This window comes from Azospirillaceae bacterium, assembly GCA_028283825.1.
Lineage (GTDB): Bacteria > Pseudomonadota > Alphaproteobacteria > Azospirillales > Azospirillaceae > Nitrospirillum.
In genome coordinates this window covers 1,526,246-1,546,123 of sequence record JAPWJW010000003.1, presented here as the reverse complement: position 1 = coordinate 1,546,123, position 19,878 = coordinate 1,526,246, and the positions used below count along the sequence as shown (strand labels likewise).

The window sequence follows — 19,878 nt, the reverse complement described above, 5'->3', positions numbered from 1 at the left end:
GTCGCGTCCTACAGCGGCATGGGGGAAATCCCATGCCGCTGTATTATCCTGATATCCCTGAACCGCCGGTCGGCGGATGGAGTCCATGTCCATGGAACGACGCATGCTTTTGCAAGCCGCCTTGATGGGGGCCGCCGGTGGCCTGATGGCCGGGTCCTCCCCGGCGGGGGCGCAACCGGTTCCCGCGACCGTCACGGCGCCCAAGGCGCTGGATGACGAGGCCGGCTGGCAGAAGATCGCCGCCGCCTATCCGGCGCGACCGGACACCGGCATCATCAACCTGGAATTCGGCGCCTTCGGCCAGATGCCGCTGGCCGTCAACGCCGCCTATGACCGCTACACCGCCAAGGTGAACGCGGAGGGTGCCACCTTCGTGCGGCGGGACTTCTGGCCCTATTACCAGGCCTTGCGGCAGCGCATCGCCGCCCAGATCAATGCCGAACCGGGTGAGATCGTCATCACCCGCAACGCCACCGAATCGCTGCAGGCGGTGCTCAGCGGCTACAGCCGGTTGCGGCCCGGCGACGCCGTGCTGATGAGCGACCATGACTATGACAGCGCCCGCACGGCCCTGGCCTGGCTGGAACGGCGCCGGGGCGTGGCGGTGGTCAACGTGGACCTGCCCTGGCCGGCGACAGACCAGGGCCTGATCGACGCCTATGACCAGGCGCTGGCGGCACACCCCGCCGTCCGCCTGATGCTGCTGACCCATCTCAGCCACCGTGACGGCCTGCGCCTGCCGGTGGCGGAGATCGTGGCCCTGGCCCGCCGCCGGGGGGTGGACGTGGTGGTGGACAGCGCCCAGGCCTGGGGCCAGGGGCCGGTCGATGTCCGCGCCGACGGCGTCGATTTCGCCGTGCTCAACCTGCACAAGTGGATCGGCGCCCCGCCGGGCGTCGGCGCCCTCTACATCCGCCGGGACCGCATCGCCGACATCGATCCCTTCATGGGGGAGGAGGTCGCGGCCGACGATCCCATCCTGGCGCGGGTGCACACCGGCATGGCCAACTACGCCGCCCAGATGGCGGCCGTTGACGCCGTGGACTTCCACGCCGCCCTCGGCACCAAGGTGATCGGCGCGCGCCTGCGTTACCTGCGCGACCTGTGGGCGCTGCCCGCCCGCGAGATACCGGGGGTACAGGTGCTGACCCCCGACGACCCCCGCCTGTGCGCCGGCATGACGTCGTTCCGCCTGAAGGACCGGACCTCGGTCGCGGACAACACCGCGCTGGCGAAACGCCTGCTGGCCGACCACCACATCTTCACGGTCATGCGCGCCGGCCTGGCCGGCGGCGCCTGCATCCGCGTCACCCCCGGCTTCAGCACCACGCCCGACGACATGACGGCGCTGGCAAGGGCGCTGAAGGCAATCGCCTGACGCCAAAACGAAACCAGGGCCACGGTTTCCCATGGCCCTGGTCGGAGCGAAGCGACTAGGCCGCGACCGCGGCCGCCGGAGCATTTTGGGGAGCGTCAGCGGACCGAAATGCGAGGACAAGCCAAAGGTCCGGACGGGCCTGCCGGCGCCTGAGGGATGCGTTCACGCATCCACAAACAGCTCTTCCGGCCGGCCGACATGGCGCATCATGCTCTGGCGCAGCTTGCCCATGGCGCGGTGCTCCAACTGGCGCACCCGCTCCTTGCTGACGCCCAGGGTGTGGCCCAGTTCCTCCAGCGTCGCGCCATCCTCCCGCAGGCGGCGGGCGGAGATGATGGTGCGTTCGCGCGGCGACAGGGTGTCCATGGCCTCGCTCAGCCAGGCGGTGCGGCTGCGGCTGTCCTTGATGCCGATGACGATCTGCTCGGGCGAGGGGCCGTCGTCGGCCAGGAAGTCCTGCCACTCGCCGCCATCCTCGCTCAGCGGGTGGTTCAGCGACTGGTCCATGGAGGTCAGGCGGATTTCCATGCTCTCCACCTCATGCTCGCTCACGTCCAGTTCGGTGGCGACGTGGCGGCGGCCCTCGGCCGTCAGCGAGGTGGAGGAGGGGTTGCTGTCGATGCGGGCGCGCAGGCGGCGCAGGTTGAAGAACAGCGACTTCTGCCCCGCCGTGGTGCCGGTGCGCACAATGGACCAGTTGCGCAGCACGAATTCCTGGATGGTGGAGCGGATCCACCAGGCGGCGTAGGTGGAGAAACGCACCTCGCGCTCCGGTTCGAACCGGCTGGCGGCCTGCATCAGGCCCAGATTGCCTTCCTGCACCAGGTCGCCCAGCGGCAGGCCGTAGTTGCGGAAGCGGCTGGCCACGGCGATGACCAGGCGGGTGTGGGATGAGACCAGGGCGTGCAGCGCCTTCTCGTCCCGGCTCTGCTGCCAGCGGCGGGCCAGTTCAAATTCGTAATCCCGGCTCAGCAGCGGCGCCTTCATGGACGCCTTGATGAACGACAGGTTCGCCCTTTGGGTTTGAGGATCGTCGATGTGCGCCATGCCCCCCTCCATCTTGGCTGACCCGGCACGACCGCCCATGGGGACGGTTTCTTAGGGTCCCCTACAGCGGCGTTCCCGGATGGGGTGTCCCGGCGGCCTATTCCCCCAGGTCAACACCCCACGTGGATTTGCGGGATCGGTAAGACAGTAATGACCCATCGGATCACTGAAATATCGCGGGAAAAAGTCGATCACCCACAGGGCATAACCCGACCTCGCCTTAGGCTGGTCCGGGTCGTACTCGCCTATTACCACCACCAAAGGGTCTAATTTCTCGAATTTGATATAATCGGGCGATATCGGCCGGGCCTATTCGGGGGCTTAACATCCCTTCCGATAGGCCATTGGTCATCCCCCCGGGACGGCGTAGCCACCCCTTCCGGCTGTCCATCCTGTTAACATCGCTTCGATGTCCCCGGGGTGGGTTGGGCGCGGTTTGTTAACAAGTGGCCCCGAGGTAAACGGGGTGTGAAGCGCGGGTTTCAGCCGTCCCGGCCTTGCATCCTTCACCCGCTGGCGGGGCGCCCCAGCCGGTGGCCGGCCGTCCTCGCGCACTTGCCGCCGGCCCCGGCCTATGCCTTATGGCAGCCCCTTTGGGGATCGCACCGGCGCGACCGGAAGTGCCATGTGGGGGACCCCTATCTCCTTAGACCAGTAGCCCTGCCCCTTCGACAACATAGCGGCGGTAAGGGCTTGCACCGGGGCTGATCAACCACAGCGCGAATAGCCGCACGACAGGCAGGTGTCGCACCCCTCCTGATGCGTCAGGCTGGCCTCGCCACAGCGGGGGCATTGCGCCGGCGGGGGCCGGGTGTCGGCGTCGGGTGCCCCCGCGTCGGCCGACTCCACCGCCGGCAGGCCGCCGGGGCGGGCCAGGAAGCCCGTCTCCACCAGATGGCGTTCGATCACCTCGCCGATGGCGGCCAGCAGGGAGGGGACGTAGCGGCCCTTCATCCACTGCCCGCCGCGCGGATCGAACACGGCCTTCAGTTCCTCCACCACGAAGGCGACGTCGCCACCCCGGCGGAAGACGGCGGAGATCATGCGGGTCAGCGCCACCGTCCAGGCGTAATGCTCCATGTTCTTGGAGTTGATGAACACCTCGAACGGCCGCCGCCGTTCATCGATCACGATGTCGTTGATGGTGATGTAGAGGGCGTGGTCGGTGCCCGGCCAGCGCACCTTGTAGGTGGCGCCGATCAGCGTCTCCGGCCGGTCCAGCGGCACGGCACCGGTGGCCGCCGGCGGTGTCGGTTCCGGTACCGGAGCGGCGGGCGCGCTCAGCACCGACCCGGTGATGGCGTTGGGACGGTAGGTCGTGCAGCCCTTGCAGCCCAGGTCGTAGGCTTGCAGGTAGACGTCCTTGAATGCCTCGAAATCCAGGTCCGCCGGGCAGTTGATGGTCTTGGAGATGGAACTGTCCACCTCTTCCTGGGCGGCGGCCTGCATCACCAGGTGGGCGGCGGGCGGCAGGTCGCCGGCATCGACGAAGCTGTCGGGCAGGGGGGCGTCGGGCCCGAAGGCCAGGCGGAAGCGGTGATAGGCGTAATCGGCCACCCGTTCCGTCCGGCGGCTGCCGTCGCGTTGCAGGACGGCGCGGTCGTATTCCCAGGTGAACACCGGCTCGATGCCTGAGGACACGTTGCCCGCCAGCAGCGAGATGGTGCCCGTGGGCGCGATGGAGGTCAGCAGGGCGTTGCGCACGCCGTGCCGCTCCACCGCCGCGCGGGTCACGTCGTCCAGGCCCCGGATCATGGGCCGGGCCAGGAAGCGGTCGCGGTCGTACAGGGGGAAGGCGCCCTTCTCCGCCGCCAGGCCGGCGCTGGCGCGATAGGCGTGGCGGCGTACCGCACCCAGCCATTGCCGTGTCAGATCCACCGCGTCCTGGGTGCCGTAACGCACCCCGCACAGGATCAACGCGTCGGCCAGCCCGGTGACGCCCAGGCCTACCCGGCGCTTGGCCTGGGCCTCGGCACTTTGCGCCGGCAGGGGGAAACGCGAGACGTCGATGGCGTTGTCCAGCATGCGCACCGCCACCGGCACCAGGCGGGCCAGCCGGTCCAGGTCCAGCCGCGCCTGATCGGTGAAGGCGTCCACCACCAGGGCCGCCAGGTTGACGGACCCCAGCAGGCAGGCGCCATAGGGGGGCAGGGGCTGTTCGCCGCAGGGGTTGGTGGCGCTGATCACCTCCACCCCGCCCAGATTGTTCCGGTCGTTGATGCGGTCGATGAAGATGACGCCCGGTTCGGCGTAGTCGTACGTCGCCCGCATGATGCGGTCCCACAGGGCGCGGGCCCGCACCGTGCGCCAGACCGTGTCCCCGAACACCAGGTCCCAGGGGCCGTCCTCGCGCACCGCGGCGATGAACGGGTCGGTCACCAGGACCGACAGGTTGAACATGCGCAGGCGGCCGGGATCGCGCTTGGCGTCGATGAAGGCCTCGATGTCCGGATGGTCGCAGCGCAGGGTGGCCATCATGGCGCCCCGGCGGTTGCCCGCACTCATGATGGTGCGGCACATGGCGTCCCACACGTCCATGAACGAGACGGGGCCGGAGGCGTCGGCGCCCACCCCCGCCACGGGCGCCCCGCGCGGGCGGAGGGTGGAGAAGTCGTAACCGATGCCGCCGCCCTGCTGCAGGGTCAGCGCCGCCTCGCGCAATCCGGCGAAGATGCCGCCCATGTCGTCGGGCACCGTGCCCATGACGAAGCAGTTGAACAGGGTGACGGCACGCCCCGTGCCGGCCCCCGCCAGGATGCGGCCGGCCGGCAGGAAGGCGAAGTCCTTCAGCGCCTCATAAAACTGGGGTTCCCACAGGGCGGGGTCGCGTTCCGCCGCCGCCAGGGCCGTGGCCACGCGGCGCCAGCTGTCCTCGACGGTCTGATCGATGGGGGCGCCGTCCGGCTGCTTGAACCGGTACTTCATGTCCCAGACCTGGGATGAGATGGCGGGCCAATCCGGCGGGGTTCCGGGGGATGCCGGTTCGTCGATCGCCGCCTGACCCTCACGCCCGACCATGCCGTCCTCCGGTAACCCGACTGGAAACGGTCTCAAGGGTAGGGTGCCGGGGGGCTGGCGGTCAATCCGGCCAACCGGTTCATACCGGTCAGCGGGTGGGCTGGCGCTCAGGCAGGACGCGATTGGTCACATGGCGGTTGGCGCGGGTTGGCGCGTCGGGCGGCCGCACGGTGGGCGGGCCGCCGGCCGCCACCACCAGCCGGTCGGTCGCGGCCTCCAGCACCGTCTCCAGGCGGGTCAGCGCCTCTTCCTTGGTCAGGCCCGGGGGGATGGCCGGCAGGAACTCGATGATGATGGTGCCGGGCCGGCGCAGGAACTTGTGCCGGGGCCAGTACAGGCCGGAATTCAGCGCCATGGGGACCAGGGGCACGCCCAGGGTCTCATACAGCAGGGCGATGCCGATCTTGTAGGGCCGCCAGGCGCCCACGGCGGTGCGGGTGCCTTGGGGGAAGATGACGATGGGCCGGCCCTCGGCCACCCGTTCCCTGGCGCCGCGCAGCAGCGACTGGATGGCCGCCCCGCGCTTGCCCCGGTCCACGGCGATCATGCGGGCCTTGGCGGCGTACCAGCCCCAGATGGGGATGTAGGTCAGTTCCTTTTTCAGGACGATGGCCGGATCCTCGAACATGAGGTGCAGCTTCATCGTCTCCCACATCGACTGGTGCTTGGCCCCCACCAGGAAGGTGCCGTCCGGGGGCAGATGCTCCAGCCCCCGCACCTCGTAGCGCAAGCCGATGACGGTGCGCTCCAGCCAGGACAGGCTGGCCATATAGCCGCGGATGGCCCAGATCATGGTGCGGTGGGGCACCACCAGCGTCCACAGCAGGCCGAAGCAGGAAAACACCGTCCAGACGTAGAAGACGATGTTGAAGATCAGGGATCGCAGAACCAGCATCGCCCTTAACCGCCCCTCGGATTCGCAAGGCCGCATCAGGGGCCCTCGGCCGTACCGATAGTGTCTGGGGCGGCGTCTGTCCAGCACCCCTTGACCACCTTGCCGCCGGTGTCAGAGCCCCAGGGCGTGGCGCAGGAAGGCCACCAGGTATTTGTCGTACTCGCTGACGATCAGGCCGGCGGTGCCGCGCCAGTGCCACCAGCCGTCCAGGCGGACGTTGGGCGGCTGCACCGCATGCGGCACGATGCGGGCGTCGGGCAGGGCGTTGTGGAATTCCACCAGGCTGCGCGGCATGTGGTAGTTGGCGGTGACCAGGCGCAGGGAGTGATAGCCCTCCGCCTGCATCCAGCGGGCGGTCTCCTGCGCGTTGCCCACGGTGTCGTCGGCGCTGTAGCCCAGCACGACGCAGCATTCCAGCGCCGCCGGCGTCGCCTGCGACATGCGCAGCAGCGCCCGCACGTCGACGCCGCGATAGACGCCGGAAATGAACAGCTTGTGCGCCCGCCCGGCGGCCAGCAGGTCGAATCCGGCCTCCAGCCGTTCACTGCCGCCGGTCAGCACGACGATGGCGTCGGTGGCCTCGCCCGTGTTCTCCGGCGTGCGGGGGATGTGGGCGGCGAAGACCAGCAGGCCGCCCAGCCACAACACGCCCAGGGCGGCGCCCAGCGACGTCAGGCCGCGCAAGCGCGACAGCAGGGGACGGGACCGCGGGGCCGACACGGCCGGTGCGCGCTCGCGCGCGGCCTTGGTGTCGTCCCGCTGCAGCGGCGTCACGGCAGCCGCTCCAGTGCCCGCAGCACCGTCAGGCGGGCGCTGATGGCGGCCAGGGCCGCGGCCACCACCGGCACGGCCACCAGCACCAGCCATTGCGCCGGCGCCAGGGTCATGGGCGGCAGCAGCGTGCCCTCCACCGTGCGCGACAGCAGGGATAGGCTGCCCAGGGTGGCCAGCGCCACGGCGGCCCCGCCCAGGCCGCCGGTCAGCGACAGGCGCAGGATGTGGCGCTGGAACTGGCCGGCCACGTGGCTGTCGGTGGCGCCCATGACGTGCAGCAGGTCGACATCGTCCTGGTGCATGGCCAGGCCCGCCTTGGCGGCGAACATCACCACCGCGACGGCCGCCCCGCCGATCAGGGCCACGATGACCAGGGCCACCATTTCCACCAGGCGGGCCAGGCGGCGCAGGTCGCGCAGCCAGACGCCCGGTTCCTCCACCGTCGTGCCGGGCACGGCGGCGGCCAGCCGCTGGCGCAGGGCCGTCACGTCGGCGCTGGGGCCGGCGGTGACATCGATCAGGGCGGGCAAGGGCAGGTCCTGCAACAGGGCACCGTCGCCCAGCCAGGGCTCCACCAGGCGGGCGGCGTCGGCCATGGGCACGGGACGCGCGTTGATGATGCCCGGCGCGCCGCCCAGGGCGTGCAGCACCGCCTGCACCCGTTCATCCAGGGCGGGGCCGGGGCCCACCGGGCTGACCTGGATGGTCAGGCTGCCGTCCAGGCCGCTGTCCCAGCGCGCCGCCCAGCCGGACAGCATCTGTGCAGCCGCCACCGCCAGGGTGGACAGGAACACCATCAGGGCGATCAGCCAGGGCAGGAAGCGGCCCGTGGCATCGCGACGTAGGGACAGGACGGCAGGGCCGCGCCGGCTCATGGGACTGGCCTTCATCTGGGGTGTCGGCATCCGGACGCTGTCGTCCGCACGCGGGCCCTAGTGATGGCACGGGCGGGGGCCGGGCGTCCAGCGGACTACCTGTCCCACGTGTTGTCCCACGCCGCCCTGCAGCGTCATGGTCAAGACATTCCTGGGGCTCATCTTGCGCTGGCGTGACCTTTTCGTTTAAGTCTAACGTGCCTCTTAAGGAATACGGCCTGGCCCTGCCCCCCATGATAACAACCTGCCCGTCCTGCGCCACGCGCTTCCGGGTCGACGATGCTCTTCTCGGGCAAGGTCGGCGGGTGCGGTGCAGCGCCTGTGGTTCCGTTTGGCATCAGGTGCCTGAGGCGGCCGGCGCGTCCGATTCCTTCCCCGATGACGACGCCGACTGGATGGCGCCGCGTTCCCGATCCTCCTTCGCCGACCTGGCGGCGGAGATGGAGCGCGAGACGGAATACAACACCCTGGGCACCGACATGCTGGCCCGGGACAGAAGCCGGGCCGGGGACGACGACGACGCGCCGGCGGCACCCCTGTCGCTGGGACGCCTGCGCCCGCCCTCCGCGGCGGAGCCCGAGGAAAAGCCGCGCCGCATCCTGGCCGCCGTGCGCTGGGCGGCCCTGGCCGTGGTGGTGTTCGGCGGCGTGGCCGCCCTGGCGGTGGAACGCGACGCCATCGTCGATGCCTGGCCGGCGGCGGCGCGTCTTTACGACGCGGTGGGTTTCGGCATGGAACCGCCAGGTGCTGGGCTGGAGATGGTGGACAGCAAGACGGAGTTCCGCGACGTGGAGGGCACGTCCATGCTGTTCGTCGACATCACCGTGCAGAACAAGTCCGACCGCCAGCGTGAGGTGCCGGACCTGATGGCGTCGGCCCTGGGTGCCGACGGCAAGCCTTTCCAGCGCTGGCGCATGCAGCCCAAGGCCCGCCGCCTGTTTCCGGGCGAAAAGACCGTCTACCACGGCAACATCGTGGAAAAGGGCGGCCAGGCCGCCCAGATCCGGCCGGAGTTCGTGCTGCCCAACTAGGTGTGGGCCTGGGTCCGGTTCAGGACTCGGGCACCGCCTGGCGAACGCCTGGACGGCCGCGCGTCAGGTGCAGGAACAGGCCTTCGATCCGCTTGCCCAGGAGGATGAAGGGCTGTTCGATGTATCTTTCGGACAGGATGGCCACGGGTATCGTTACGGCCCCGATGGCGATGCTGGCGATGGAGCCGACAAGCACCGCGTGGTCCGGCGTCCAGGCGGGGAAAAGGGGCCTGAACGCGAACAGGGCGTTCAGGAAAAGAACGTTCCACAGATAGACGCTGTAGCTGATCTTCCCCAGGAAGACGGAAACCGGCCGGCTGAGGAAAGCCGTCACTGCCCGCGACTGGCCGTAAAAGACCTGGCAGAGGAACCAGAAGCAAAGGCCGGCCTGGGCGAACTTCACGGTCAAGCCGTCATAGGGCATGAAGATGCTGCGTTCATACAGCATGGCCGCGATCACGACCCAGATGCCGACCCGCAACCGCCCCACGGCGGCGCCCACCTCGGTCGGGATCAGCGCGCCCAGGGAAAAATAGATCAGCGAGGTTCCCAAATCGGGGTGGCCAAGGGTCAACCCGGCGTTTTCATAGGCCAGGATCGAAAATAGCAGAAAGAACGCCAGGCCCGCGGTTCCCACCTTCTTATGGAGGAAACCCGCGATCGCCATGGCCGGGATGGCCAGGATTTCCACCCGCAAGGTCCAGGACGCGCCGTGAACCTTGTTTGAGGCCAACAGCAAATTGTCGAGGACCTGGGCCTCGGGGTACGGGGAGATGATTTGCGGGAATACGAAGGAAAGCGCCCAGAAGGCGGCGGCGATGGTCGCGACGCAGATTATCAGCAGGGGCAGGATACGGAAGGTGCGCCGGATCAAGAAGACCACGTTTCCCCGGATATTCCCGACCTGAAGGCAGCGCTGGGACGACAGGATGAGGACGCATCCACTCACCACGAAGAATATGTTTACGGCAGTATGGCCGCTAAACGTCGCCAGAAAGAATTTTGCGAAAGCATAGTAATTGGAAATGGACGATACTGGTTCCGTGATGGATTTCCTGATCCCGTAATCAAATCCAAGAACACAATGGAATACGATGACAACAAGGGCCGCGTATCCACGCACGCCATCAAAAGCCTTGTTGCGATCCAGGGACGTCGCCTGTGGGGCCGGGGATTTATCAACTAAACCCGTGATCGGCATTTCTCAGATCCGGAAATGATAGGCGACGGATCGGTTGATATCATGTTCCGGCAGGTGTGTTAAGGCGGGCCAGCGGCACGCCTTCCGGTCGGCTCCCGCCCTCAGAACCGCTTCAGCAGGCGGTCGATGTAATCCAGCTCTTCCTTTGGCCGGCCGGCTTCGCCGGCGCGGCGGCGCAGTTCTTCCAGGATTTCGCGGGCGCGCTGCAGGTCGCCGTGGTCGGGGATCTTGACGCTGTCGGTGCTGGCGGCCCCCTGGCCATTCATCTGGCGGCCCAGCGGGTCGGCGCCGCGGCCCCGGCCGTTGCCGGCGCTGCGCGGGGCGATGCGGGTGCCGCGGCCGCCCATCTGGCGGGCCATCTGCTGCGCCATGCCCTTGATGCCGTCCTGCAGGGACTGCAGGGCCTGGGTCTGGGCCTCCACCGCGTCGTCGGCCTCGCCATCGGAAAGCGCCCGGCCGGCCTGGCCCATGGAGCGCAGGGCCTGGTCCAGCGGCGATTTGCCCGCACCAGTGGCCCCCTGGCCGCTTTCCTGGCTATCCTGCTGGCCACCCGGCTGCTGGCCGTCCTCCTCACCCTGCTGCTGGCCCTGTTGGCCTTGCTGCAACTCCTGCATCAGGGCCAGCAGGTCCTGGCGCAGGCCGTTCTGGCGCTGGGCCAAATCCCGGCCCTGGTCCTTGCCGTCCTGGGCACCCTGGTTGGGCTGGGGCCGGCGCGGGGCGGCACCCTGGCGGTTGGGGGCGGAACTGGGGTTGTCGCCCCGGGTGCTGGGCGGCTGGGGCAGGTTGTCGTCGCCCGACCGGTCGCTCTGGCGGAAGGTTTCGTCCAGCAGTTCGCGCTGCTTGGCCGTCAGCTGCTGCAGCTTCTCCAGCGCCTGCATGGCCTGGCGCATCTGCTGTTGCTGGCCCGGCGTCGGCTGCTGCGGGTTGGTCTGGACGCTTTCCATCAGGTCCTGCATCTGGTCCAGCATCTTGCGCGCGGCATCGCGGGAGCCGGTCTGCGCCATCTGTTCCAGCTGCTGCATCATCTGGCCCATGTCGATGGTCTGGCCGTCCTGGTCCTCCAGCGTGGCGTCGTCGCCGTTCTGCCCCTGCTGCTGGTCGCTTTTCTCGGCCAGCGCCTGCATGTAGCGGCCCAGCGCCGCCTTCATCGCCTCCAGGTCGCGGCGGATCTCGGCTTCGGGCGCGTTGCGGTCCAGGGCGTCGCTCAGGCGCTGGCGGGCGTCGCGCAGTTCGGTCTCGGCCGACGCCAGGCTGCCGTCCTCGATCTTCAGGGCCGTGTCCCACAGCAGGTCGGCGACGTCGTCCAGCGACCCCGCCTCCTCATCCAGGGCCAGCTCCCGGGCGGCGGCATACAGGGCCATGAACACCGTGGGGTCGCCGGCATAACCGTCCAGCGCGCTGGCCAGGTCCAGCAGTGCCGGGATGGCGGGCTTGCGCGCATCCTCCCCCTTGTCGATCAGGGCGCGGCGCTGGGCGATGACGGCCTTGGCGGTGGGGTTGTTGAACACGCGCTCCGGCAGGGTGGTGGTTTCAGTGGCGCTGGTGGCCGTCTGGCCGGCGGTGTCGGTGGCGGTCAGCTGGATGGTGACGGGCTGGCCCGCCCAGCGGCTGGCTGTCAGGTCGAAATAGCCGGTGGCGTTGGCGACGACGGGTGTGCCGGCGGTGGCCGGATCCCGCGTGGGTCGCGCCGGCACCGGCAGGGTCAGCACCAGCGGTTCCACCGCCGTCCCTTCCGCCCGGGTGGTGGGCGTGACCGTCGCCGTGACGGTGGCGATGCCGTAATCGTCGGCGGCGGTATAGTCCAGCTTCAGGGCATAGCGTTCGGTGGCGCTGGGCTTGTCGCGGAAGGCGATGGCCGGCGGCTCGTCCGCCACCAGCTGGATGGGCCAGCTGCCCAGGGTACGGGCGCGGTCGGTGACGGTGATACGGGCGCCCTGGGTGACCGTGCGGCTGGCCTGGAAGCCACCGTTGGGCACCGCGTCCAGGGCCATGCGGTCGTCGTCGACCGCCAGGCGCGGCGCGCGGTGGTGGGCGCCCAGGCGGGCGGTGAGGGTGGATCCCACCGGCACCGCGACGGGGTCGGTATTGGCCGCGTCCGCCACCTTGCCGCGACGGGTCAGGAACTGGGGCGGCAGGCCGGTCGATTCCGGTGGGGTGATCCAGACGTCCAGGTCGGCCTGCATGCCCGGCGGCGGCGCCTCATAGCCGAAATCCGCCGCCTCGATCAGGCGGGGGCCCCAGTCGCCCCAGGCCATGACGGCGGCGATAGCGGCCAGCAGCACCGCGACATGGCGCAGGGCCCAGGGATCACGGTCGGCCAGATCCAGCCGGGGGCCGGCCAGGCGCAGGTGCCCCAGGCCCTGGCGCGCCCGCTGCTGGGCGGCAGCCCACAGCGCCGCGGCGGGGCCGTCGGACTGTACCGCCGGCAGGTCGATCAGCAGGTTGAAGGGGCGGTGGCGCAGGCCGCCGTCCTGTTCCAGGCGGCGGAACACCGCCTCCCGGTCCGGCAGGCGCAGGCCCGGCAACCGGCGGACCAGCAGGCCGGCAAAGGCGACGGCATAGGCGGCCAACACCAGGCCATGGGCCCAGGGCGGCAACTGGGGCAGAAGGCCGGACCAGGCGATGGCCAGGCCCAGCAGCAGCAGGGGCGGCAGCGGCCATAGCCGCAGGCCCACCCGCTCCGCCGCCAGCACCAGCCAGGCGGCGCGCAGCCACCGGCCCCAGGGTTTCAGGATGGTGGGCACCAGGGGGGCTGCGGGGCGGGGCGAAAGCGGCACGACCACGGCGTCGGCCTTACGGGGCGTCGCCGTTTGCGGGTTCGTCCGGGGTTTCAGTGCCCTGCGCGCCATGCCGCTTTTCCCGTGCCCTTCCGCTTATGGGGTTCCGTTCCGGCTCAAGCGTCGCGCCATTGCGGCGTCACGTCCAGGGCCAGCATCTCCTCGAAGGTCTGGCGGCGGCGGATGACCGCCCATTTGCCGCCATCGGCCAGCACCTCGGCCACCAGGGGCCGGGAATTGTAGGTGGATGACATGGCGGCACCATAGGCGCCGGCCGTCATGAAGGCCACCAGTTCACCCTGCGCCACGGCCGGCAGCTCGCGCTGGCGGGCGAAGGTGTCGCCAGTCTCGCAGATGGGGCCGACCACGTCCATGGGGGCGAGCGGGGCGCCCGCCGCCGGCTCATATACCGGGCGGATGCCGTGGTAGGCGTCGTAGAGGGTGGGGCGCATCAGGTCGTTCATGGCCGCGTCCACGATCAGGAAGCGGCGGTGCAGCCCTTCCTTGACGTAGACCACGCGGGCCAGCAGCACGCCGGCGTCACCCACCAGCGACCGGCCGGGCTCCAGCGTCAGGCGGCAGCCCAGGTTGCCTAGGCGCTTGCGCACGATGGCGGCATAGGCGCCATGGTCGGGGGCGGTCTCGCCTTGGTAAGGCACGCCCAGGCCGCCGCCCAGATCCAGCCGCTCCACCTTCAGCCCGGCCTCGCGCGTGGCGATAACCAGGTCCGACAGGTGGCCGTAGGCGTCGTCGTACGGGCTGATGTTCAGCAACTGGGACCCGATGTGGACGGCGTAGCCCTTGGGCGCCAGGCCTGGCAGTTCGGTGGCCTTGGCGTAGGCCGCCACGGCGTGGCCCAGGTCGATGCCGAACTTGTCCTCCTTGCGCCCGGTGGCGATCTTGCCGTGGGTCCCGGCGTCCACGTCCGGGTTGATGCGCAGCGCCACCGGGGCGGTGCGGCCCAGGCTGGTGGCGACCTGCGACAGGGCTTCCAGCTCCGGCAGGCTTTCCACGTTGATCTGGTGGATGCCGGCGGTCAGGGCCGCCGCCAGTTCGTCCCGGGTCTTGCCCACGCCGGAGAACACCACCTTTTCCGGCGGCACGCCGGCGGCCAGCGCGCGCCGCATTTCCCCTTCCGACACCACGTCGGCGCCGGCGCCCAGGTTGGCGAACAGGCTGATGATGGACTGGTTGGAATTGGCCTTCAGGGCGAAGCAGACATCCACCGGGTCGCGGGCGAAGGCCTGGGCGTAGGCCTGGTAATTCGCCCGCAGGCGGCTGGCGGCGTAGACGTAGACAGGGGTGCCGACGGCCTCGGCCAACCGGTCCAGGGGCACGCCGTCGGCGGTCAGCACGCCGGAAACATAAGAGAAGGCCATCGAAATCCGAACCGTCGCTGGAAATATCAGGGGGGGTTACTGCGGCGTGGTGCTGCTGCCGCCGCCCATCATCGGGCCGCTATGGGTCTCATACGGGGTGTCCGGCAGGATGCCGTAGGGTTGGGCCGGCTGGATGGCGGCCTTGGCCGGCGGGGTCTCACCCGGCTGGTCGGCCGAGCTGGGTAGCGCCACCTGCGCGCCCGGCTGGGGATCCAGCTTGGGATTGGGATAGGGGTTGAAGGGATGGTCTTCGCCATCCGGCGTGTCCAGGCTGCGGGCGATCTTGCCGCAACCCGACAGCGCCAGGGCGGCGGCGGTCAGGGCGGCGATGGCCAGAAGGCGGTTCTTTGTCATGGCGGGCGCTTTCACAGGAACCGCTTGCGCGCGGCGTCGATGGATGCCCGCACCCGGTCGGGCGCGGTGCCGCCGAAACTGGTGCGGCTGGCGACGGAGGCCTCCAGGCTCAGCACGGCGTAAACCTCCTCGGTGATGCGGGCGTCGACGCCCTTCATGGCGTCCAACGGCAGGTCGGACAGGCCGCAGGACCGCTCCTCCGCCAGGCGGACGATGCGGCCGGTGACATGATGCGCCTCGCGGAACGGCAGGCCAAGCCGGCGGACCAGCCAGTCGGCCAGGTCGGTGGCGGTGGGGAAGCCCGCCTCCACCGCGCGGCGCATGGCGGCCGGATCGGGGGTCATGTCCTGGATCATGCCGGTGGTGGCCGCCAGGCACAGCGCCAGCGTGTCGTCGGCCTCGAACACCGGTTCCTTGTCTTCCTGCATGTCCTTGGAATAGGCCAGCGGCAGGCCCTTCATGACGACCAGCAGGCCCGACAGGGCGCCGATGACGCGGCCGCACTTGGCGCGCACCAGTTCGGCCGCGTCCGGGTTCTTTTTCTGCGGCATGATGGAACTGCCGCTGGTGAAGGCGTCGGACAGGCGGATGAAGCGGAACTGGGTCGTGCACCACAGCACGATCTCCTCCGCCAGGCGCGACAGGTGCATGGCGCAGATGCTGGCCGTGGCCAGGTAGTCCAGCGCGAAGTCGCGATCGGACACGGCGTCCAGCGAATTGGCGGTCGGCCGGTCGAAGCCCAGGGCGGTGGCCGTGGCCACGCGGTCGATGGGATAGGGCGTGCCGGCCAGGGCCGCACTGCCCAGCGGGCACTCGTTCAGGCGGCCGATGGCGTCGCGCACCCGGGCGCGGTCGCGGCCCAGCATCTCCACATAGGCCAGCAGATGGTGGCCGAAGGTCACCGGCTGGGCCGTCTGCAGATGGGTGAAGCCGGGCATGATGGTATCGGCGTGCTGGGCCGCCTGGTCGATCAAGGCTGCCTGCAGCGCCTTCATGTCGCCGTCCAGGCGGGTCAGGGCGCCGCGCACCCACAGCTTGAAGTCGGTCGCCACCTGGTCGTTGCGCGAGCGGGCGGTGTGCAGGCGGCCGGCCGGCTCGCCGATCAGTTCCTTCAGGCGGGACTCCACGTTCATGTGGATGTCCTCATGCTCGTTCCGGAAGACGAAGGAACCGGAACGGATTTCCTCGGCCACCTGGTCCAGGCCCTTCAGGATGGCGTCGGCGTCGGCCTGATCGATGATGCCCTGGGCCGCCAGCATGGTGGCGTGCGCCTTGGACCCGGCGATATCCTCCGCCCACAGCTTCTTGTCGAAGCCGATGGAGACGTTGATGCGCTCCATGATCTCCGACGGGCCCCGGCTGAATCGGCCGCCCCACAGTTCGTTCACTGCGGCATTATCGGCGGTCGAGGCGTTTTCCGGGGTGGTGGGTGTTGACGTCATCGGGGGCGGGGGACCAATTTCATCGGGGGCCAATAGGCCCGGTGGCACGAAGAGTGATGGCAAGAATGGCGATTTTGCGGTTTCTCGCAAGGATTGGCGTGGTCGCGTCGGTCGTTTTCTGCGCTGGGGCGGCATGCGCCGCCGGTGGCGCGCCGGTTTTGAAAGGAAGCATCTCTCCGTTCACGGAGACGGCGGATCATCCCGTCGTGCCCGACCTGGCGCTGACCCGCGCCGACGGCAGCGGCATCCACCTGTCGGAACTGAAGGGCCGCGTGGTGCTGCTGAACCTGTGGGCCACCTGGTGCGCACCGTGTGTCCAGGAACTGCCTTCGCTGGATAAGCTGCAGGGTGACCTGGGGGATAAGTCGTTCGAGGTCGTGGCCCTGTCGATGGACCGGGGCGGGGCGCACGTGGTGGAACCCTTCCTCCAGAACCACGGCATCAGCCATCTGGCCATGTGGCTGGACCCGCGCAGCACCGCCATGTCGGTGCTGAAGCCCCGCGGCCTGCCCACCACCCTGCTGATCGACGCCCAAGGCCGGGAGATCGGCCGGCTGGAGGGCGACGCCGACTGGAACTCGCCTGAGGCCCAGGCGCTGATCAAGCACTATGCTCGCGGCCTTTGATCTTGATTGATCAAAGGCCCCCTCAAGCGCCGGGCGGCCACATCCGTGGCCTTGGTTGATCCTCGCATTTCAGTCCGCTGACGCTCCCCAAAATGCTCCGGCGGACGCCGTCGCGTCCTACAGCGGCACGAGTCGGAATCTCGTGCCACTGACATTACCGGAAATAAAAAAAGCCCGGCGCCGGGATCGTCCGGTGCCGGGCTTTCATGCGGGGGCGCCGCTTACCGCGTCGGGCGCGGGGTGTCGCCGGAATAGTCGTAGAAGCCGCGGCCGACCTTGCGGCCCAGCCAGCCGGCCTCGACATATTTCACCAGCAGGGGGCAGGGCCGGTACTTGCTGTCGGCCAGGCCCTCGTACAGCACCTGCATCACCGACAGGCAGGTGTCTAGGCCGATGAAGTCCGCCAGCTCCAGCGGCCCCATCGGGTGGTTGGCGCCCAGCTTCATGGCGGTGTCGATGGCCTCGACCGAGCCCACGCCCTCATACAGGGTGTAGACCGCCTCGTTGATCATCGGTTGCAGCACGCGGTTGACGATGAAGGCGGGGAAATCCTCCGACACGGCGGGGATCTTGCCCAGCTTGAACGTCAGCTCGCGGATGGCCTGGTAGGTTTCCTCATCCGTGGCGATGCCCCGGATGATCTCCACCAGCTGCATCACCGGCACCGGGTTCATGAAGTGCATGCCGATGAACTTGTGCGGCCGGTCGGTGCAGGCCGCCAGCCGGGTGATGGAGATGGAGGAGGTGTTGGTGGCGACGATGGCGTCGGCCTTCAGGTGCGGCACCAGCGATTTGAAGATGGTGCGCTTGATTTCCTCGTTCTCGGTCGCGGCCTCGATCACCAGGTCGCAATCGCCCAGGGTCGCCATGTCCGTGCCGGTGGAGATGCGGGCCAGGGCCTCGTCCTTCTCCTGCTCGGTGACCTTGCCCTTGGCGACCCACCGTTCCAGGTTCTTCTCGGCCGTCTGCATGGCCCGGGAAAGCGACTCCGGGCTGGTATCCATCAGCCGGACCGTGTGGCCCGACAGCGATGTCACATGGGCGATGCCCGTGCCCATCTGCCCGGAACCGATGATGCCGATCGTGCGTATCATGGCGTCTGTCCTTGCAAGGCCACCCTGGCGGGGGCCCTTCGACCGTCGAAGGGCCCCGTAGTTAAGGTAGAATAGGGTGTTAAACGGGCTTTGTTAGCCCGCCTTGCCCAGTTCTTCAGTCAGTTCCGGCACGGCCTTGAACAGGTCGGCGACCAGGCCGTAGTCGGCGATCTGGAAGATCGGCGCCTCTTCATCTTTGTTGATGGCGACGATGACCTTGCTGTCCTTCATGCCGGCCAGGTGCTGGATGGCGCCCGAGATGCCGACCGCGATGTACAGTTCCGGCGCCACGATCTTGCCGGTCTGGCCGACCTGGTAGTCGTTGGGCACGAAACCCGCATCCACCGCCGCACGGGATGCCCCCACCGCCGCGCCCAGCTTGTCGGCCAGGGCTTCCAGCAGGGGGAAGTTGTCGCCCGACTGCATGCCGCGACCGCCGGAGACGATCACCCGGGCCGAGGTCAGCTCCGGCCGCTCCGACTTCGACACTTCCTGGCTGACGAACTTGGACAGGCCGGCATCACCGGTCCCGCTGGCGGCCTCCACCGATGCACTGCCGCCCGTGGCCGCCACCGGCTCGAACGCCGTGCCGCGCACGGTGGCCACCTTCACGGGGTCGATGGACTGCACCGTGGCGATGGCGTTGCCGGCGTAGATCGGCCGGTTGAAGGTGTCGGGACCCTCAACGCCGATGATGTCGCTGATCTGCGCCACGTCCAGCAATGCGGCCACGCGCGGTGCCACGTTCTTGCCGAAGGTGGTGGAGGGCGCCAGCACGTGGCCGTAGCCGCCGGCCTGGGTCAGGCTGACCACCAGCGGGGCCACGTTCTCCGCCAGGCCGTGGGCGTATTCCGCCCCATCGGCCACCAGCACCTTGGCAACACCGGCCACCTGGGCCGTGGCAGCACCGTCCTTGCCCAGCACCAGCACATGCACGTCGCCGCCGATCTTGGCCGCCGCCCCCAGGGTGGTCAGCGTCGGGGCCTTCACGCCGTCCGTCGACGGCTCCGCGATAACAAGAATGGTCATGGTCAGATCACCCGCGCTTCGGTCTTCAGCTTGGCCACCAGTTCCGCAACGGAACCCACCTTCACCCCACCGGCACGCTTGGGCGGCTCAACCACCTTCAGCGTCTTCAGGCGGGGGGCCAGGTCCACACCCAGGGAACCCGCGTCCACCACCTCAAGCGGCTTCTTCTTCGCCTTCATGATGTTGGGCAGGGAGGCGTAGCGCGGCTCATTCAGGCGCAGGTCGGTGGTCACCACCGCCGGCAGCTTCAGCTCCACCGTCTCCAGGCCGCCGTCGATCTCGCGGGTCACGGCCACGGTGCCTTCAGCCGGCACCACCTTGCTGGCGAAGGTGCCCTGGGCCCAGCCCAAAAGGGCCGCCAGCATCTGGCCGGTCTGGTTGGCGTCGTCGTCGATCGCCTGCTTGCCCAGGATCACCAGGCCCGGCTGTTCCTTCTCCGCCAGCGCCTTCAGCGCCTTGGCGACACCCAGCGGCTGCGTCTCGGCATCGGTCTGCACCAGGATGGCGCGATCCGCACCCATGGCCAACGCCGTGCGCAAGGTCTCCTGCGCCTGTGTCGGGCCCACGCTCACCACCACGATCTCGGTGGCCTTGCCCGCCTCTTTCAGGCGGACCGCCTCCTCAACCGCGATCTCGTCGAACGGGTTCATCGACATCTTGACGTTGGCCGTCTCAACACCCGTGCCGTCCGACTTCACACGGACCTTCACGTTGTAGTCAACGACCCGCTTGACCGCGACCAGTATCTTCATCCTAGCGATCCTTTGGCACTTCTTGGAGGGCGCCCGCCCGGTGTGACGCTCCACCCTCGATCTGGCGGGTTCTGGTTATTATCCAGCCCGGCGGATCGAGCCGCCGGACGTGGTCGGCAAAAATAGGATTGTCCCACGGGGCTGTCAACGCTGCCCCGCAACATGAATTTTGCACTGCAATATATGCCATGAAATCAAGGGCTTCA

At 68.8% G+C, this 19,878-nt stretch carries 16 protein-coding genes; 3 read left to right on the top strand and 13 right to left on the bottom strand.

Annotation, left to right across the window (positions count from 1 at the left end; translation table 11 throughout):
* The first annotated feature begins 103 nt into the window (after positions 1-103).
* On the top strand, positions 104-1,378 hold the full coding sequence (locus PW843_18960) for an aminotransferase class V-fold PLP-dependent enzyme (GenBank protein ID MDE1148665.1): 1,275 nt from the start codon (positions 104-106) through the stop codon (positions 1,376-1,378).
* A gap of 162 nt (positions 1,379-1,540) precedes the next feature.
* Here the strand turns inward: PW843_18960 and PW843_18955 are convergent, their stop codons facing one another.
* From PW843_18955 to PW843_18935, 5 genes are all read right to left on the bottom strand, one after another.
* A complete protein-coding gene (locus PW843_18955; protein ID MDE1148664.1) occupies positions 1,541-2,425 on the bottom strand; it encodes an RNA polymerase factor sigma-32 in 885 nt (294 codons plus the stop codon).
* Positions 2,426-3,133: 708 nt separating this feature from the next.
* On the bottom strand, positions 3,134-5,350 hold the full coding sequence (locus tag PW843_18950; protein ID MDE1148663.1) for an adenosylcobalamin-dependent ribonucleoside-diphosphate reductase: 2,217 nt from the start codon (positions 5,348-5,350) through the stop codon (positions 3,134-3,136).
* Between the two features lie 181 nt (positions 5,351-5,531).
* Entirely contained in the window at positions 5,532-6,338 is an 807-nt protein-coding gene (locus PW843_18945) for a lysophospholipid acyltransferase family protein (GenBank protein ID MDE1148662.1), read from the bottom strand.
* Between the two features lie 111 nt (positions 6,339-6,449).
* The gene (locus PW843_18940) at positions 6,450-7,112 is read right to left on the bottom strand and encodes a YdcF family protein (protein MDE1148661.1); all 663 of its coding nucleotides are present in this window, start codon (positions 7,110-7,112) and stop codon (positions 6,450-6,452) included.
* Complete coding sequence (locus tag PW843_18935; GenBank protein MDE1148660.1) at positions 7,109-7,987, bottom strand: hypothetical protein; 879 nt, start codon at positions 7,985-7,987, stop codon at positions 7,109-7,111. The genes PW843_18940 and PW843_18935 overlap by 4 nt, the downstream gene beginning before the upstream one ends.
* Before the next feature lie 395 nt (positions 7,988-8,382).
* Between PW843_18935 and PW843_18930 the strand changes: the two genes are divergently transcribed.
* A complete protein-coding gene (locus PW843_18930) occupies positions 8,383-9,018 on the top strand; it encodes a DUF3426 domain-containing protein (GenBank protein ID MDE1148659.1) in 636 nt (211 codons plus the stop codon).
* A 19-nt stretch (positions 9,019-9,037) separates the two neighbouring features.
* On the opposite strand, the gene PW843_18925 is transcribed toward PW843_18930, so the two are convergent.
* The 5 genes from PW843_18925 to argH all read right to left on the bottom strand — a co-directional run bounded on the left by PW843_18925 (position 9,038) and on the right by argH (position 16,171).
* The gene (locus PW843_18925) at positions 9,038-10,219 is read right to left on the bottom strand and encodes an acyltransferase (GenBank protein ID MDE1148658.1); all 1,182 of its coding nucleotides are present in this window, start codon (positions 10,217-10,219) and stop codon (positions 9,038-9,040) included.
* A gap of 101 nt (positions 10,220-10,320) precedes the next feature.
* A complete protein-coding gene (locus PW843_18920) occupies positions 10,321-13,068 on the bottom strand; it encodes a TIGR02302 family protein (GenBank protein ID MDE1148657.1) in 2,748 nt (915 codons plus the stop codon).
* 44 nt (positions 13,069-13,112) lie between these two features.
* Positions 13,113-14,375, bottom strand: a complete 1,263-nt coding sequence (gene lysA, locus PW843_18915; GenBank protein MDE1148656.1) for a diaminopimelate decarboxylase — start codon at positions 14,373-14,375, stop codon at positions 13,113-13,115.
* Positions 14,376-14,411: 36 nt separating this feature from the next.
* Positions 14,412-14,729 carry a hypothetical protein gene (locus PW843_18910; GenBank protein MDE1148655.1) on the bottom strand — a complete coding sequence of 106 codons (318 nt, stop codon included), beginning with the start codon at positions 14,727-14,729 and terminating at the stop codon, positions 14,412-14,414.
* Positions 14,730-14,740: 11 nt separating this feature from the next.
* Positions 14,741-16,171: an argininosuccinate lyase gene (gene argH / locus PW843_18905; GenBank protein MDE1148654.1), complete on the bottom strand. Its 1,431-nt coding sequence runs from the start codon at positions 16,169-16,171 to the stop codon at positions 14,741-14,743.
* 206 nt (positions 16,172-16,377) lie between these two features.
* Between argH and PW843_18900 the strand changes: the two genes are divergently transcribed.
* Entirely contained in the window at positions 16,378-16,797 is a 420-nt protein-coding gene (locus PW843_18900; protein ID MDE1148653.1) for a TlpA disulfide reductase family protein, read from the top strand.
* Between the two features lie 221 nt (positions 16,798-17,018).
* Here the strand turns inward: PW843_18900 and PW843_18895 are convergent, their stop codons facing one another.
* The 3 genes from PW843_18895 to PW843_18885 all read right to left on the bottom strand — a co-directional run bounded on the left by PW843_18895 (position 17,019) and on the right by PW843_18885 (position 19,672).
* On the bottom strand, positions 17,019-17,891 hold the full coding sequence (locus PW843_18895; protein ID MDE1148652.1) for a 3-hydroxybutyryl-CoA dehydrogenase: 873 nt from the start codon (positions 17,889-17,891) through the stop codon (positions 17,019-17,021).
* A 93-nt stretch (positions 17,892-17,984) separates the two neighbouring features.
* Positions 17,985-18,920: an FAD-binding protein gene (locus PW843_18890; protein ID MDE1148651.1), complete on the bottom strand. Its 936-nt coding sequence runs from the start codon at positions 18,918-18,920 to the stop codon at positions 17,985-17,987.
* Positions 18,921-18,922: 2 nt separating this feature from the next.
* Positions 18,923-19,672 carry an electron transfer flavoprotein subunit beta/FixA family protein gene (locus PW843_18885; GenBank protein ID MDE1148650.1) on the bottom strand — a complete coding sequence of 250 codons (750 nt, stop codon included), beginning with the start codon at positions 19,670-19,672 and terminating at the stop codon, positions 18,923-18,925.
* Positions 19,673-19,878: the final 206 nt, after the last annotated feature.